The 14,025-nt window shown below is 38.5% G+C and carries 13 protein-coding genes; 4 read left to right on the top strand and 9 right to left on the bottom strand.

Annotation, left to right across the window (positions count from 1 at the left end; genetic code table 11):
* Positions 1-76: 76 nt before the first annotated feature.
* Positions 77-1,165 (top strand): D-alanyl-D-alanine carboxypeptidase family protein, encoded by a 1,089-nt coding sequence (locus BARBAKC583_RS00220; protein WP_005765755.1) that lies wholly within the window; start codon positions 77-79, stop codon positions 1,163-1,165.
* 634 nt (positions 1,166-1,799) lie between these two features.
* On the opposite strand, the gene BARBAKC583_RS00215 is transcribed toward BARBAKC583_RS00220, so the two are convergent.
* The 3 genes from BARBAKC583_RS00215 to BARBAKC583_RS00205 all read right to left on the bottom strand — a co-directional run bounded on the left by BARBAKC583_RS00215 (position 1,800) and on the right by BARBAKC583_RS00205 (position 4,549).
* Complete coding sequence (locus BARBAKC583_RS00215; RefSeq protein WP_005765753.1) at positions 1,800-2,543, bottom strand: L,D-transpeptidase family protein; 744 nt, start codon at positions 2,541-2,543, stop codon at positions 1,800-1,802.
* A gap of 35 nt (positions 2,544-2,578) precedes the next feature.
* Positions 2,579-3,535, bottom strand: a complete 957-nt coding sequence (locus BARBAKC583_RS00210; RefSeq protein ID WP_005765751.1) for an acetyl-CoA carboxylase carboxyltransferase subunit alpha — start codon at positions 3,533-3,535, stop codon at positions 2,579-2,581.
* Between the two features lie 75 nt (positions 3,536-3,610).
* Positions 3,611-4,549: a site-specific tyrosine recombinase XerD gene (locus BARBAKC583_RS00205; protein ID WP_005765749.1), complete on the bottom strand. Its 939-nt coding sequence runs from the start codon at positions 4,547-4,549 to the stop codon at positions 3,611-3,613.
* 258 nt (positions 4,550-4,807) lie between these two features.
* Here BARBAKC583_RS00205 and BARBAKC583_RS00200 point away from each other — a divergent pair, with 258 nt between their 5' ends.
* From BARBAKC583_RS00200 to BARBAKC583_RS00190, 3 genes are all read left to right on the top strand, one after another.
* Positions 4,808-5,434, top strand: coding sequence for a shikimate kinase (locus BARBAKC583_RS00200; protein WP_005765747.1), 627 nt, complete (start codon positions 4,808-4,810; stop codon positions 5,432-5,434).
* The gene (gene aroB / locus BARBAKC583_RS00195; RefSeq protein ID WP_005765745.1) at positions 5,403-6,536 is read left to right on the top strand and encodes a 3-dehydroquinate synthase; all 1,134 of its coding nucleotides are present in this window, start codon (positions 5,403-5,405) and stop codon (positions 6,534-6,536) included. The genes BARBAKC583_RS00200 and aroB overlap by 32 nt, the downstream gene beginning before the upstream one ends.
* Before the next feature lie 416 nt (positions 6,537-6,952).
* Positions 6,953-7,345 carry an MliC family protein gene (locus BARBAKC583_RS00190; protein ID WP_005765743.1) on the top strand — a complete coding sequence of 131 codons (393 nt, stop codon included), beginning with the start codon at positions 6,953-6,955 and terminating at the stop codon, positions 7,343-7,345.
* Positions 7,346-7,376: 31 nt separating this feature from the next.
* Here the strand turns inward: BARBAKC583_RS00190 and mnhG are convergent, their stop codons facing one another.
* Genes mnhG through BARBAKC583_RS00160 form a run of 6 tightly spaced genes read right to left on the bottom strand, consistent with a single transcriptional unit; the run spans position 7,377 to position 13,410 of the window.
* Positions 7,377-7,769: a monovalent cation/H(+) antiporter subunit G gene (gene mnhG / locus BARBAKC583_RS00185; protein WP_005765741.1), complete on the bottom strand. Its 393-nt coding sequence runs from the start codon at positions 7,767-7,769 to the stop codon at positions 7,377-7,379.
* On the bottom strand, positions 7,766-8,047 hold the full coding sequence (locus tag BARBAKC583_RS00180; protein ID WP_005765740.1) for a K+/H+ antiporter subunit F: 282 nt from the start codon (positions 8,045-8,047) through the stop codon (positions 7,766-7,768). The genes mnhG and BARBAKC583_RS00180 overlap by 4 nt, the downstream gene beginning before the upstream one ends.
* Entirely contained in the window at positions 8,044-8,529 is a 486-nt protein-coding gene (locus tag BARBAKC583_RS00175; RefSeq protein WP_005765739.1) for a Na+/H+ antiporter subunit E, read from the bottom strand. Before BARBAKC583_RS00175 ends, BARBAKC583_RS00180 begins: the two co-directional genes overlap by 4 nt.
* On the bottom strand, positions 8,526-10,148 hold the full coding sequence (locus tag BARBAKC583_RS00170) for a monovalent cation/H+ antiporter subunit D (RefSeq protein ID WP_011807240.1): 1,623 nt from the start codon (positions 10,146-10,148) through the stop codon (positions 8,526-8,528). Before BARBAKC583_RS00170 ends, BARBAKC583_RS00175 begins: the two co-directional genes overlap by 4 nt.
* A 2-nt stretch (positions 10,149-10,150) precedes the next feature.
* Positions 10,151-10,489 (bottom strand): Na+/H+ antiporter subunit C, encoded by a 339-nt coding sequence (locus tag BARBAKC583_RS00165; RefSeq protein ID WP_005765735.1) that lies wholly within the window; start codon positions 10,487-10,489, stop codon positions 10,151-10,153.
* A complete protein-coding gene (locus BARBAKC583_RS00160) occupies positions 10,489-13,410 on the bottom strand; it encodes a monovalent cation/H+ antiporter subunit A (RefSeq protein WP_005765733.1) in 2,922 nt (973 codons plus the stop codon). Before BARBAKC583_RS00160 ends, BARBAKC583_RS00165 begins: the two co-directional genes overlap by 1 nt.
* Between the last annotated feature and the right edge of the window lie 615 nt (positions 13,411-14,025).

The raw sequence follows: 14,025 nt of genomic DNA, 5'->3' as shown, positions 1-14,025 counted from the left end.
TTACACACTAAAATCTATTGTGCTGCGCACTAAATACGTTCTAGTCATTCATCCTAAAAAGGATACAAACTTCTTTATGCGTAAGCTCTTTTATAAATTCTTTTTATTTCTCGTGTTAAGTATGATGAGCCGTTTGGCTCTGGCCCATCCCTTCATCTCTGTTGATCTTGCCAATGGACGTATATTAGAACATAATCAAGCTTTTGAGCGTTGGTACCCTGCCTCTTTAACAAAGTTAATGATGGCTTATATCGTTTTTCGTGCCATGAGCACAGGAGAAATTTCACCTAACACGTCCATTACAATCAGTAAAGCTGCAGCACAAGCTCCCCCTCATCGTTCAAGCTATAAGACTGGTTATACCATTACACTTGATGCAGCTCTGAGCATCACTTTAGTCAAATCCGCAAATGATTTAGCCATTGCCATTAGTGAAGCTATTGCTGGTTCACAAAAGGCTTTTGTAAAACAAATGAATGCTCACGCCCAACGTTTAGGGATGTTTGGAACTCATTTTGCCAATGCGAGTGGATTGCCAGATCTCAATAATTATTCCACAGCACGCGATATTGCCCTTTTGGCTGTTCAAATTCGCCGAGAATTTCCTCAATATACCCATTATTTTTCTATTCCAGCCATTGATTTTGGCGACAACCAAAAAATTCAGTATAATTCAAACAAACTCATAGGCCGTTTTGATGGAATAGACGGCATGAAAACCGGTTTTATTTGTGCATCTGGCTTCAATATTGTTGCTTCAGCAACCCGTAATAACCGTACAATCATCGCTGTCATTTTAGGAGCAGAAAACATCGATGAAAGAGAAGCAAAGGCAGCAGAGTTGCTTCATGAAGGTTTTACAAAGAAAGGATCGCCAACATCAACATTAGCAACACTAGAACCTTATGGCACAAAAATAACGCAAATTACCGATATGAGGCAACAAATATGCACGCCTGAAGCTGGCAATATACGTAGGAGTTCTTATGATACAGAAGGAAATATTACTCTAAACTCACCTTTAATTGCGGCTTCGCCCTCTTCTGTTTCTCCTCTATTGATACACCCCATGACCCTACCAAAGACAAGTAAAATGAAAATTAGAACCCTCCGAACAATTCCCATTCCCCAAAAACGGCCACATCATAGCCAACCACGAAAATAATTCACTCCAATCGATGATAAATACCAATTCCTACGATTTTCAAGATCAGGGTTAAATTTAGCAAAATAACTATTACTCTCACCTTTTCATTGAAAAAATCATTTACTGATAGCTGGATACTTATATTGCACTTTGCACAATCGTTGAAGCAACACACTGACTCATTAATCACGCTCAAATAGGGCATCTTAAAAGACTGAACACATCATCATTAAAAAGCAAAATGAGCGGATTTTGCCTTTTTTCACAAGGATACCGGGCGCCCTATTTAAAAACAGTGCAATTTCCTTAAAGAACTCGTATAAACCCGTTTTGTTATCATGACTGATAAGCTTTTAAAAGGTAACCCAAAACTCTCCCTGAAAACAGCCTATTTAAAAGGGCTCATTTTCAATAAACCAATATGTATCCGCAAATAAACCGCTATGTTAGAGTTTCTCTAAATGAGCTTGGGAATGAAATTTTAAATTTCTCTCCTTTTTTATTTATCAAAAATGTTCACATGATACGCACCAATAATTATTCAATGCATACCCTTACCTTCCACGAAAAATATTCGTACACATCACAACATCACAGTAAAAAGGTAGGACCTTAAACCAAAAAGATCACATAATTTATGATAAATATAAATTTATTGCATAACAGAAACTAAATCTCTACGCGTAGGATGCCTGAAAATATAGCGTTTTTCATAAACCTCAATAACTGGAAGTTTACGATATTTCTCAAAGAAATCATAACCTTCTTTAAGCATTTTCCAAAATGGATAATGAGGACTAGCACGATGACGCGCCATATTCGCATCGGTCATGTGAAAGGGAAAAGCATGCAAAGAAAACCCTCTCTGCCCACCTCTAAAAGCATCCCGTGCAAAAGCATAAATCTGTGCCATATTTTTATCATTCATCGAATAACAGCCAGCAGAAGCACATCCGCCATGAACCATGAGATAACTCCCTGTACGACCATTAACTTGATCATACAAATTAGGAAAACCGATATTAAAAGAAAGGTAATAATTCGAACGAGGATTCATTTGGTTCGGACGAACCATATAAAATCCTTCTGGCGCTTGATAATCACCTTCCCTATATTTAGGCCCAAGTTTACCTGACCATTTGCAAATGCTATAATGTGTTATAAGAACAAAGCGTCCTTCACGATTCTGTTTCCAGATTTCAGCAATATTTTCTTCTTTAAAAAATCGCATCATAATTGGCGCATATTGATCAATATTAAATTTAGCCATCTTATTGAGGATATTTTTAGGGAGTGGTTGTTCGCTTTTATGATGTCTTGCAAATTTTCCCTGACATGCTGCTAATATTCCAGTTACCAATAAAAGAAATACTAAAAAGCACCGATTCAACATCATAAAAACAAATCCAAATTTAACAATTTACATGAGAATTAAGCCAAAGAGCGACCAATTTGAAGATATTTGTCCCAACGTTCTTGCTTAATGGTTTCGCCATCCTTACCAATCATAGATTTTAGAGCAGCTGCAATACCATCACCTGCTGCCTCAATGGCAGCCTCTTTCTGCCTATGTGCTCCCCCTAAAGGTTCAGGAATAATACCATCAATAATTTTTAATCTATAAAGATCTTGAGCCGTAATCTGCATATTGGTTGCTGCATCTTTTGCACGGGCCGGATCACGCCATAAAATAGAAGCGGCACCTTCTGGTGAAATAACAGAATAGATTGAATGCTCTAACATATAAACTTTATTCGCTGCAGCGATCGCTATTGCTCCCCCAGAACCACCTTCCCCAATAATGACTGAAACAACAGGAACACGCAAACGCAAAGTTGCAGCCGTTGATTGAGCGATTGCCTCTGCTTGTCCGCGTTCCTCGGCACTTACACCAGGATAAGCGCCTGCTGTATCAACAAAAGTCAGTAATGGCAAACCAAAACGGTCAGCCAACTCCATAATGCGCACAGCTTTGCGATATCCCTCTGGGCGCGCAGATCCAAAATTATAGCGTAAACGAGTTTGCGTATCATGGCCTTTTTCTTGACCAATATAAGCAATTGCTTCTCCTTTAAAACGTGCAAAACCAGCTTGAATCGCCTCATCTTCAGCAAATTTGCGATCACCTGCCAAAGGCGTAACATCACGCAATAACTGCGCCGAATAATCCATAAAATGAGGTCGATCAGGATGGCGAGCCACCTGTGTCTTTTGCCATGGCGATAATTTCTTATAAAGATCTCGCAAAGCCGTCTGAGAACGCATTTCGAGACGTGCAATCTCATCACTCATATCAAGACTACCCTTTTCTTGAGCAATCTTTTTCAGTTCAAGAATCTGTACATCAAGATCAGCAACAGGTTTTTCAAAATCAAGATAATTATACATCGGCATCCAACTTATTTTGTACAAAATTTATAGTTATTAACTATTTATAATATCGTTAAGACTATCACCTTTTCTTTACTTGGCCTTATCCTGGTCGGCAAGGGGATGATGTTCATTAACCAAATGATAAAGACCTGTTTCTAGCACATGTGTATAAATTTGCGTGGTCGAAATATCACAATGACCTAATAAATGCTGAACTGCACGCAAATCAGCACCATTTTGCAAAAGATGGCTAGCAAAAGCGTGACGCAAAACATGAGGAGAGAAACAATCGCCTCTTATTCCTGCTCTTTTCGCAAGATCTTTTAATCCCCGTGCAATAAATTGGCGAGCAATGTACCCTGTCGATGAATGTGCAGGAAAAAGATAAGGGCTTGTAGCATCTTTTCCTTGATCCCGCAAAACTAACCACTCAGAAAGAACCTGGCGTGCTTTCGCAGATAAAAGAACCATGCGCTCTTTTCCACCCTTGCCGCGCACTAAAATATATTGCTCCTTCCCCCGCACCGTTTGAACCGGAAGACTCACCAATTCACTAATGCGTAATCCCGTAGCATAAAGCATTTCAATCAGGACCTGAAGACGCAACGCACGAAAATAATTCTTAGACCCATACTCTGCTTGATTTGTTTCTAATTGCGCAAAATCAAGTAATTTTGTAACCACATCCTCACTCATAATCTTTGGCAAAGGGTGCCCTTGACGCGGTGCGTCAATATCACCGGAAGGATCATCTTCTCGCAATTTTTCAGCATAAAGAAATTGATAAAATTGACGCAATGTTGACAAACGACGTGCCTGCGAAGTTGCTGCAAAACCAGCTTTATGCATCAGCGACAAGAGACTAATCAAATCTTCTTTTCGTGCTGAAAAAAGTGAAACAGAACACGAAGACAATTTGTCTTGTGCCCATTGTAAATCATGCTGATACGCAGCCAGTGTATGAGCAGAAGCTCCCCGCTCAGCACTCATCATTTCAAGAAAACGATCTATTATAACATTATTTTTCATAGATCAACCTTCGCAAAAAGCATAGCATGAATCTAAAGGAACATCGATACACATTTTCATTATTGTTTATTAATTCAAATTATTGGCATTATTATCATACCGAAAAAACAATGATCACGAGAAAAAATCATCAAAAATCGAGTTAATCTAGCATGAAACAATAGACTATCCAAAAAACACTTTATTTTTATCTCTTATCATGTCTTACAAAAATTAACAGAAATTGACTTTAAAGAAAATAAATGTCGCAATATAACGATGAAGAATAATCGGCCTCACCCTATCCTAGAGACACACATAAAAAGTGAATTATTATCGTGTTTTAACCAACAATCACTAGTGTTTGTTGGTTTCATGGGTTCAGGGAAATCAGCTATTGGTAAACGCGTTGCAACCATGCTTGATCTGCCTTTTTATGATTCTGATCAGGAAATCGAAAAAGCTGCACAAATGACAATCTCTGACCTTTTTGAAATTTATGGTGAATCAGAATTTCGCCTTCTTGAACAAAGAGTCATCCTTAACATCCTCAAAAATGGTCCTCTTGTTCTTGCAACAGGCGGAGGAGCCTATATAAACGAAAATATTCGGAAAGCCATTCATCATAAAGGTATCTCCATATGGCTCAAAACAGACTTTAACTTACTCATCAAACGTGTTTCGCAACGCCTTACTCGACCTTTACTGCAAACAGACAATCCTCAAGAAACCGTACGAACACTTATGGAACAACGCTACCCTATCTATGCAACAGCAAACTTAATGGTCAAAAACCATAAAGAATCCCGTAATATGGTAGCAAAAAAGGTCATAAAACGAGTACAAAACTATATCAATGATAGGAATAAAAGGCATGAAAGCCAAAACCATCACGGTCAAACTTGATAAATGCTGTTATGATATCATTATTGGTTCCGATCTTATTGCACAAGCCGCTTTACAGATTAAGAGTTTTTTTCATCAAAAAGGTCCCCACCAAAAGCGCTTGGCTATTGTCACAGACACAAATGTTGCTGCCCTTCATTTAGAAACGCTGCAAGCAGGATTGTCAGCAAATCAAATCCACACCATTCCAATCATCGTAGAAGCAGGAGAACAATCAAAATCATTCCCGGTTTTACAAACTATCATCGATAAAATCCTTGCTGCTCGTTTGGAAAGAGGTGACAGCATTATCGCTTTTGGTGGTGGTGTTATCGGTGATCTAGGAGGCTTCGCTGCAAGCATCATACGCCGAGGGATGCATTTCATACAGATGCCGACAACGCTGCTCGCACAAATTGATTCATCCATCGGAGGAAAAACTGGAATCAATAGCCAATATGGTAAAAATCTCATTGGTAGCTTTTATCAACCTCAATGTGTTATCACTGATACATGTGTCCTTGATACATTGCCTTTACGCGAATTTCGTGCAGGCTACGCAGAAATGGTTAAATATGGCCTTATTAACCAGCCTCATTTTTTTGAATGGCTTGAAAAAAATCAAAAAGAAATTTTTTCCAGTGGCCCAACACGGGTAGAAGCTATTGCCCGCTCATGTCAATTTAAAGCTGACATTGTAGCGCGTGATGAATATGAAGCTGGCGAGCGTGCCTTGCTCAATCTCGGCCATACATTTGGACATATGCTTGAAACAGCTACCGCTTATAATGCAAACCGTTTAATACATGGTGAAGCTGTCGCTATTGGCATGATACTAGCCTATCAATTTTCTGCGCAACTCAATTTAATAAGCCCTATGCTCGTACAACGTGTCGAAACGCATCTTAAAGCAGCTGGCTTGCCTACGCAGTTACAAGATATCCCAGGTGAATTGCCAAATGCCGAAATGTTAATGACATTCATTGCTCAGGATAAAAAAGTCTCAAATAATCGCTTAACCTTTATCTTAACACATGGACTCGGCCAGTCATTTATCGCAAAAGATGTTGCATCAGACGCTGTTTTAACCTTTTTAAAACAAAAATTCACAAAAACACATTGATTCATACTTATCTAAATTGATTCACCTTTATAATTTGGTTAAAAGAATAAGATGCAGTTGTGTCTGCGTAGCTCAGTAGGATAGAGCACAGGATTCCTAAAATTGGGCGCCTTGAGAAGAAATTCTCGAAGTGGATCTGCTCAAATTCGGGGAAAGCTTCACAGGAAACTATATGCCAATCCCGAGCCAAGCCTATCTTAAAACAGATAGGAAGGTGTAGAGACTGAACGGGCAGCACCTAAAAAGTATAAAGCTTCAAGGTGAAGAGACAGTCCAGACCACGAACAGCTTAAACCAATAGGCTGGCGGTGAAAACCGAAGTGGTATGAATCCTGGGGTCGCAGGTTCAAATCCTGCCGTAGACACCATTGCCTTAATAAGGATTATATTACTTTAAATTATTAAAGGAAAATATCATGAAAAAAGTTTTACTCATTTTAGGATCTTTGGCCATTTTGGGTGTTTTACTTTTTAAACAAATCGGCGTCTCTGTAGGTTCTTTAATCATTGAAGTCCCAGAAGACCCAAATCCTACAAAAACAACCGTTGTGTATCAATGCGATACTGAGACAGATAAAGAGCAAATTTCTGTAACTTACCTCAATGCTGACACGATTTCTTTAGTTGATTTTACATGGAAAGGCCAACGTGTCATTGGCGCAAACGTTATTACAGCCTCAGGAGTAAAATTCGCGGGAGCACAATATATTTGGTGGATAAAAAAGGACGACGCTATACTTTACAATCTGATTGATGATCCAACAGAAGAAAATCCTATCCGCTGTGAAAAAATACAAGATATACGATAAGTGAGCCTAAATTAGAGGATATTGATAAGCCTCAACCAGATTCTTTTTCTTTTAATGTAGGGGATTTTTCTTCTTTATGACGTAATAAAAAAGCCGGCGGCTTTTCTAACCAATTTTCTGGATGGTCTCGATGAGCTGCCGCTTGTGATAAAAGCATTGAAGTTACAGGTGTTGTCACAAACAAAAAGACCACCAACAGCACTTCGTGAAACACCCAATGATGATCCACAAATATTGAATAAAGAAGCGAAGCAATAATGATGCTGCTACCCCCCCAGCTCGCACTTAATGAAGGCATGTGCAAACGTTCATAAAAAGTCGAAAAACGTATCAGCCCTATCGTTCCAATGAGCGTAAGACTAGACCCCAACAGCAAAAAAACAGCAATAAGTATTGCAACCCAAAGTGAAATATCATCTTTCATTCAATAATTTCTCCACGCATCAAAAATTTTGCCAAAGCAATACTTGAGATAGGACCCAACAACCCAATAATGAGAGCAGCTTCAAAATAAATAATTGTTCCTGAACGAAGGTCAAAGAGGATAAATAAAAGAATAGCCGTCATATAAAGGGCATCTAAACCAACAACTCGATCTTGTGCTCTTGGACCACGAATCAACCGAAAAATCGCTAAAACTATCGCCAAACTTAAAAAAATCTGTGAAATGAAAAAAGCCCAATAAAGGATAATTGTACTCATGAGAAAATCTCCAAAAGTAATCCTTCGTACCGTTGCTTGATGAGCTGTTGGTAATCATTTCCATCTTTTAAATTTAATACATGAATCAAAAGCTTACTCTCTTTACTATTATACGAAACCCAAACAGTCCCTGGAGTTGCTGACAAGATGCATGCTAAAACAGCCAACGCTGTATGACTCTTAATAAAAAGAGGTACAACAACAAAACCAGACTGTTGTTTTTTATGCCCATTTTTTAGAGTAAACCAAGCAACTGAAATATTCCCAGCTATAGAATCGATAAATACGCGATAAATCAATTGAAAAACTGCACGCCAATTTTTAATCGTGATCTTTTCTGGTTCAAGAAGCCGCATCATCCAACCGCAAAATAAAGCAACCATCATTCCTAAAAGCAATTGGCCTAAGCTAAAACCACTTAAAATCAGCCACATAAAAACAATTGCGCTACTTAAAAAAGGGTAAGGCAAAAAGCGACTCATGGCTTCTTCTCCATAGTTTTTAAAGTAGAACTCGTTAAAACGCTCTCAATATAATTTTTCGGATCCCTTAAAGTTTTCACTGTTTCAGACATATAATGGCTAATAGGACCGGCCATAATCGTCATCATCAAACACAGAGCAAGAAGAGCAGCAATAGGCGCAAATTCGATCACTTGTGCACGTGGATCTCTGCATTCAAGAGGAGTCCAAAATACTCGAATGCCCTTACGAGTCATCGCAATTAAAGCTGCAAAACCAGAAATGATAACAAAGAAAACAAAAAGCCAATCATGCATAACCGATAAGTTAGCGGAAGAATCCCCCTCATTCTGATTAAAAATTGCCATGAGCATTATAAATTTCGCAACAAAACCAGAAAAAGGTGGCAAACCAACGATCAAAATCGTACATATCACAAAACAACATCCGAGAATTGCTAAAGTTGCCGGTAAATAAGTACCAACTTCATCATCCTCTTCTTCTTCTTCATCCCCGTACACTTCCATGGTAACAGCCAAAACATTAGCAGCCATGTCTTGATTACATTCCACCAATTCTATTAGAAGAAATAAAGCTCCAAGCGCTAAAGTTGAAGAAACAATGTAAAAAAGCGCTCCTGCCATAAGCGCTGTATTCCCCATTCCAATGACTGTTAACAAAATTCCAGAAGATACAAGGACGCTGTAAGCTGCTAAACGCCCTAAAACTTGGCTTGCTAATATTCCAATGATTCCAAAAATTAACGTAGCAAGTCCACCATAAAATAAAATCATATGACCAAAATGAGCAAAATATCCACTTTCAGGGCTAAACCATAAAAATGTTAGACGTAAAATAACGTAAATACCCATCTTGCTTAAAATTGCAAAAGCAGCGCTAACAGGAGCAGCGGCTGTGCTATAAACTGGAGTTAACCAAAAATTCAGTGGCCACATACCCACCTTGAGCAAAAAAACGATACCTAAAAATGCTGCGCCAACTTCAAATAAAACAATATCTTCAGAAGCGATATGCCTTATTTTGACAGCTAAATCAGCCATATTAAGCGTACCAACCACCCCATAGATAAGTGCTGCCCCAATTAAGAAAAATAATGAAGCAACAAGATTTATCACCACATAATGCATCCCTGCACGTACCCGTGACTGACCTGAACCATGAAAAGCAAGTCCATAAGAAGCCGTTAAGACAACTTCAAAAAACACAAATAAATTAAAGAGATCACCTGTTAAAAAAGTGCCATTAACCCCCATAATAAAAAACTGCATTAATGATTGAAAATGAGGGCCTTTTTTATACCAATGAGCACGCGAAAAAACCAATACAGCAGTTGTCAATAAACTTGAAAGTACAAGCATCATAGCGCTTAAGCGATCAAGAACTAAAACGATACCGAAAGGAGGAAACCAATTCCCAAGCCGATACACATCTGAAGCTGGCGCAATTTCAAGAGTGCGTGCAAGAAATAAAACAGAAACGACAATTAATAAACCAGCAGAAACAAGACTGATGAGTGCTTTAAGTTTTGAACGGCGTTCATCATAAAAAAGAAGCACCGCTCCAATAGTTAACGGCAAAAGAATAGGAACAATCAGTAAATGATGCAACCAAGCTTCCATCATTACACCTCACGTCCATCAACATGGTCAGAGCCCGTTAAACCGCGTGAAACTAGAAGAATAACCAGAAACAAAGCTGTTGTTGCAAAACCAATCACAATAGCCGTTAAAACCAAAGCTTGCGGCAAAGGATCCGCATAATTAGCTGGATTCACCATATCAGAAGAATTAACAATGGGTGCTACATTACTACGTGGCCGCCCCATTGAAAACATAAAAAGATTAACACCGTAAGAGATCAACGACAAACCAAGAATAACCTGAAAAGTTCGTGGACGCAAAATAAGCCAAATCCCTGATCCAATAAAAACACCAATACCCAAAGAAAGAACAATTTCCATTAATTTTCCTTCTCTTTCATGACAGATTTTTTCTTAATTCGATAAATACGTATGGATTGATGAGCAATCGCAATCAAAATAAGAACCGTTGCTCCAACAACTAATGCAAATACACCTAAATCAAACAAAAAAGCAGAGGCCATAGGAACTGCGCCAATAGAAGGAAGATTCATATATTGAAAAAATGACGTTAAAAAAGGAAATTCAAAAAACCATGAGCCTACCCCTGTCATCACTGATAACAGTAAACCAAAGCCCATCCACCGCAAAGGCAAAACCCGTAAATGATTTTCTACCCAGCGAATATTGGCGGCAAGATACTGTAAAATGAATCCTATTGCCAAAGTCACACCACCAGCAAACCCACCTCCTGGAAGGTCATGCCCACGCATGAATAAATAAATAGCAAAAGCAATAATGATAGGAAAAAGCCAACGCATAATCACAGAAGGAACAGCAAGGTAATCGGATAAAGTATCCCCCGCTTCACGATTAGGCTGTGTCGTATCAAAAACCATCTGAACGCGTTGCTGAAAAGGGGCATCAACACTTTCAGGAGAAGGACGAAAACGTCGTAAAAGTGCAAACACAGTTAACGAAACAATACCTAAAACGACAATCTCCCCTATTGTATCAAAACCACGAAAATCAACCAACAATACATTCACAACATTGCGACCACCAGCTTCAGAATAGGCGTGTGTGAGAAAAAAATCAGAAATTGTTTCTCCTTGCGGACGTGTCATTACCGCAAACGAGAACCATGCCATGCTCGCGCCCCCTAAAAGAGCTATAGCAAAATCAAAACCACGACGCATATACACTGAAAAACCAATGGGTAAAGGAGCAGTATTATACAAACGTTTCGGTAACCACCGCAAACCAAGAAGCAAAAGAACTGTTGTCACGACTTCAACAACCAATTGTGTTACAGCCAAATCAGGAGCAGAAAGCCATAAAAAGGTTGCACAAGTCACCAAACCAGCACCTCCCAAAAGCATCAATGATGTAAAACGATGAAACTTCGCTTTCCAAGCAACTAAAAGTGCGCATACTCCACCGACCACCCAAATCGCCATAAAGGAAACCTCAAGCGGAAAAATTGGAAGTGAACCCGCTGAAATCCAGCCATCGCGCCACAATAAAAGGCCAACAAATACAAAACACACCAAAAGGACCCAATGTAATTGAGCTTGTAAGCGACGTGTTGACAAAAAAGATTCCGCTGTACGTGCCCATTTCCAGGAAATGATTACGAGAATTTGCTCAAAAATACGCTGCCCTTTAAAATAACGAAAAAAAGGGGGGCCTTCATCACAAGATAAAAAATAACGAGACCCCAAAATATAGAGCAATATACCTCCAAACAGAGCCATAAAACTCATAATTAATGGCGTATTCAAACCATGCCAAACAGCTAAACTATAAGAAGGTGTTGCGGATCCTAAAACAGCAACAACCGCATTATCCAAGATAGATCCGATTGTTAAATGGGGAAAAATGCCAACCGCCAAACAAATAAAAACTAAGAATTCCATCGGAAAACGCATAAAATGTGGTGGTTCATGGGGTGTTTTGGGTAAGTCTGTGGGTTTTGACCCGAAAAAAACACCATGAATAAAACGAATAGAATAAGTGACGCTAAATAGACTAGCCAGTGTTGCTATATAAGGTGCAATCCAATCCAGCCATGATTCCATATGGGTTTCAACAGCTTCAGCAAAAAACATCTCTTTCGATAAAAAACCATTAAGCAAAGGAACACCAGCCATCGCTGCACTTGCGACCAAAGCAAGGGTTCCCGTAATAGGCATGTAATGAAAAAGCCCCGTTAATTTACGCATATCACGCGTGCCTGTTTCATGATCAATAATGCCAGCGGCCATAAACAAAGAGGCTTTAAAAGTTGCATGATTAGCCATATGAAAAATTGCTGCAACACACGCCAGTGGACTGCCAAGACTTAAAAGCGTCGTAATCAACCCAAGATGACTAATAGTTGAATAAGCGAGAAGACCTTTTAAATCATGCTGAAACATTGAAAAATAAGATCCAAGCAATAATGTTGTAAGCCCAGCAAAGCCAACAAGAAAAAACCAAGATTCTGTTCCTGACAGCACAGGCCACAAACGGATAAGCAAAAATAAACCTGCTTTCACCATTGTTGCCGAATGGAGATAAGATGATACAGGAGTTGGAGCAGCCATTGCGTTGGGGAGCCAAAAATGAAAGGGGAATTGTGCACTTTTTGTTAATCCCCCCAATAAAACGCAAATAAGCACGAGATTATAAAGAGGGCTTGACCGGATCAAATCTCCAGACTGCAATACCTTATCTAAATCAAAACTGCCAACAATGTGGCCAATCAGTAAAACCCCAACAAGAAGTGCAAAACCACCAAAACCAGTGATGGTTAAAGCCATACGTGCTCCGTCACGCGCACTGGCATTATGATACCAATAACCGATTAACAAAAAGGAGAAAATGCTGGTTAACTCCCAGAAAATTACCAAAAAAACGAGATTTCCTGACAAAACTATTCCTGTCATTGATCCCATAAAAGCTAGAAAAAAGGAAAAAAACCTTGGAACGGGATCTGCTGGATTCATGTAGTAACGCGCATACACAACAACAAGTAGCCCGATTCCTGTAATCAAAAGGCAAAAAAGCCACGATAAGCCATCCATACGTAGGGTCAAATCAACACCCCATTCTGGAAGCCACGAAATATCTAAACGGACCACACCATTTCCACGAATCGTCGGATAAAGCATAATTGTAAAAAGAAGGCTAAAAAGCGCAATAGCTCCAGCAAACCATGCTTCATTATTTTTGGCAGTTGAACGAAAAAAACCAATAATAAAACTACCACCAAAGGGAAGCAAAACTAGCAATATCAACATCGCTTCCCGTGTTGTCATTATCCAAACTCCACTCTGTTCTGAATATGTTCTTATCGGAAAAATGAAAATGAAAAAACGCAAAACTTCCTTGTTGTTCTTTCAGTATATATTTACGATAATAAGGTTTAAATAAAGCTTAAAAAATATTCCAAGTTTTTTAAAAAAATCTTTAACAAAAAAAATTGTATAATTCTCAAGCTATTAGAGCTTTTTCACTTTCAAAACTCTTCATTTTTTTAAGATACGAACAAATATAAATATTTTCTTTCTAGAAGAAAAATTTCAACTGTTCTTTTTGGAATAAATTTGATTTGCAAGCAAATGCTTAACATTTGCATGTATCAAGATAATAAATACTGTTTAATATATCTCCAATGATTACTTTAGCGATAACCACTTTGATATTATTGCGTGCTTTGCATTCTACCATTATCAAAAATCCCCCAATTCTCTAAGAAAACAGCCCCCTGTTTCTTAAACAAAAGATCGCTACTTCTCTTTTACTTTAATACTCTTTCTCTTCTTTTACATCAAAAATAAAAAATACTTTTAGTCAAGATAACAATTAAAATAAAATATAAATTTACAATTGTCAGAGTAACCTAAATCTCAAAAAACTAAAAACAAAACAAA

Origin of the sequence: Bartonella bacilliformis KC583 (assembly GCF_000015445.1) — a bacterium.
In the GTDB taxonomy this organism is placed as follows: Bacteria; Pseudomonadota; Alphaproteobacteria; order Rhizobiales; family Rhizobiaceae; genus Bartonella; species Bartonella bacilliformis.
This window is presented reverse-complemented; position numbering and strand designations above follow the sequence as displayed.

Bases quoted from the DNA above. Each gene is read 5' to 3' on its own strand.
- BARBAKC583_RS00200 (WP_005765747.1), top strand. From the start codon at position 4,808: ATGAAGAATAATCGGCCTCACCCTATCCTAGAGACACACATAAAAAGT.
- BARBAKC583_RS00190 (WP_005765743.1), top strand. From the start codon at position 6,953: ATGAAAAAAGTTTTACTCATTTTAGGATCTTTGGCCATTTTGGGTGTT.
- BARBAKC583_RS00175 (WP_005765739.1), bottom strand. From the start codon at position 8,529: ATGAGTCGCTTTTTGCCTTACCCTTTTTTAAGTAGCGCAATTGTTTTT.
- BARBAKC583_RS00215 (WP_005765753.1), bottom strand. From the start codon at position 2,543: ATGATGTTGAATCGGTGCTTTTTAGTATTTCTTTTATTGGTAACTGGA.
- BARBAKC583_RS00160 (WP_005765733.1), bottom strand. From the start codon at position 13,410: ATGACAACACGGGAAGCGATGTTGATATTGCTAGTTTTGCTTCCCTTT.
- aroB (WP_005765745.1), top strand. From the start codon at position 5,403: ATGAAAGCCAAAACCATCACGGTCAAACTTGATAAATGCTGTTATGAT.
- mnhG (WP_005765741.1), bottom strand. From the start codon at position 7,769: ATGAAAGATGATATTTCACTTTGGGTTGCAATACTTATTGCTGTTTTT.
- BARBAKC583_RS00205 (WP_005765749.1), bottom strand. From the start codon at position 4,549: ATGAAAAATAATGTTATAATAGATCGTTTTCTTGAAATGATGAGTGCT.
- BARBAKC583_RS00165 (WP_005765735.1), bottom strand. From the start codon at position 10,489: ATGGAAATTGTTCTTTCTTTGGGTATTGGTGTTTTTATTGGATCAGGG.
- BARBAKC583_RS00220 (WP_005765755.1), top strand. From the start codon at position 77: ATGCGTAAGCTCTTTTATAAATTCTTTTTATTTCTCGTGTTAAGTATG.
- BARBAKC583_RS00170 (WP_011807240.1), bottom strand. From the start codon at position 10,148: ATGGAAGCTTGGTTGCATCATTTACTGATTGTTCCTATTCTTTTGCCG.
- BARBAKC583_RS00180 (WP_005765740.1), bottom strand. From the start codon at position 8,047: ATGAGTACAATTATCCTTTATTGGGCTTTTTTCATTTCACAGATTTTT.
- BARBAKC583_RS00210 (WP_005765751.1), bottom strand. From the start codon at position 3,535: ATGTATAATTATCTTGATTTTGAAAAACCTGTTGCTGATCTTGATGTA.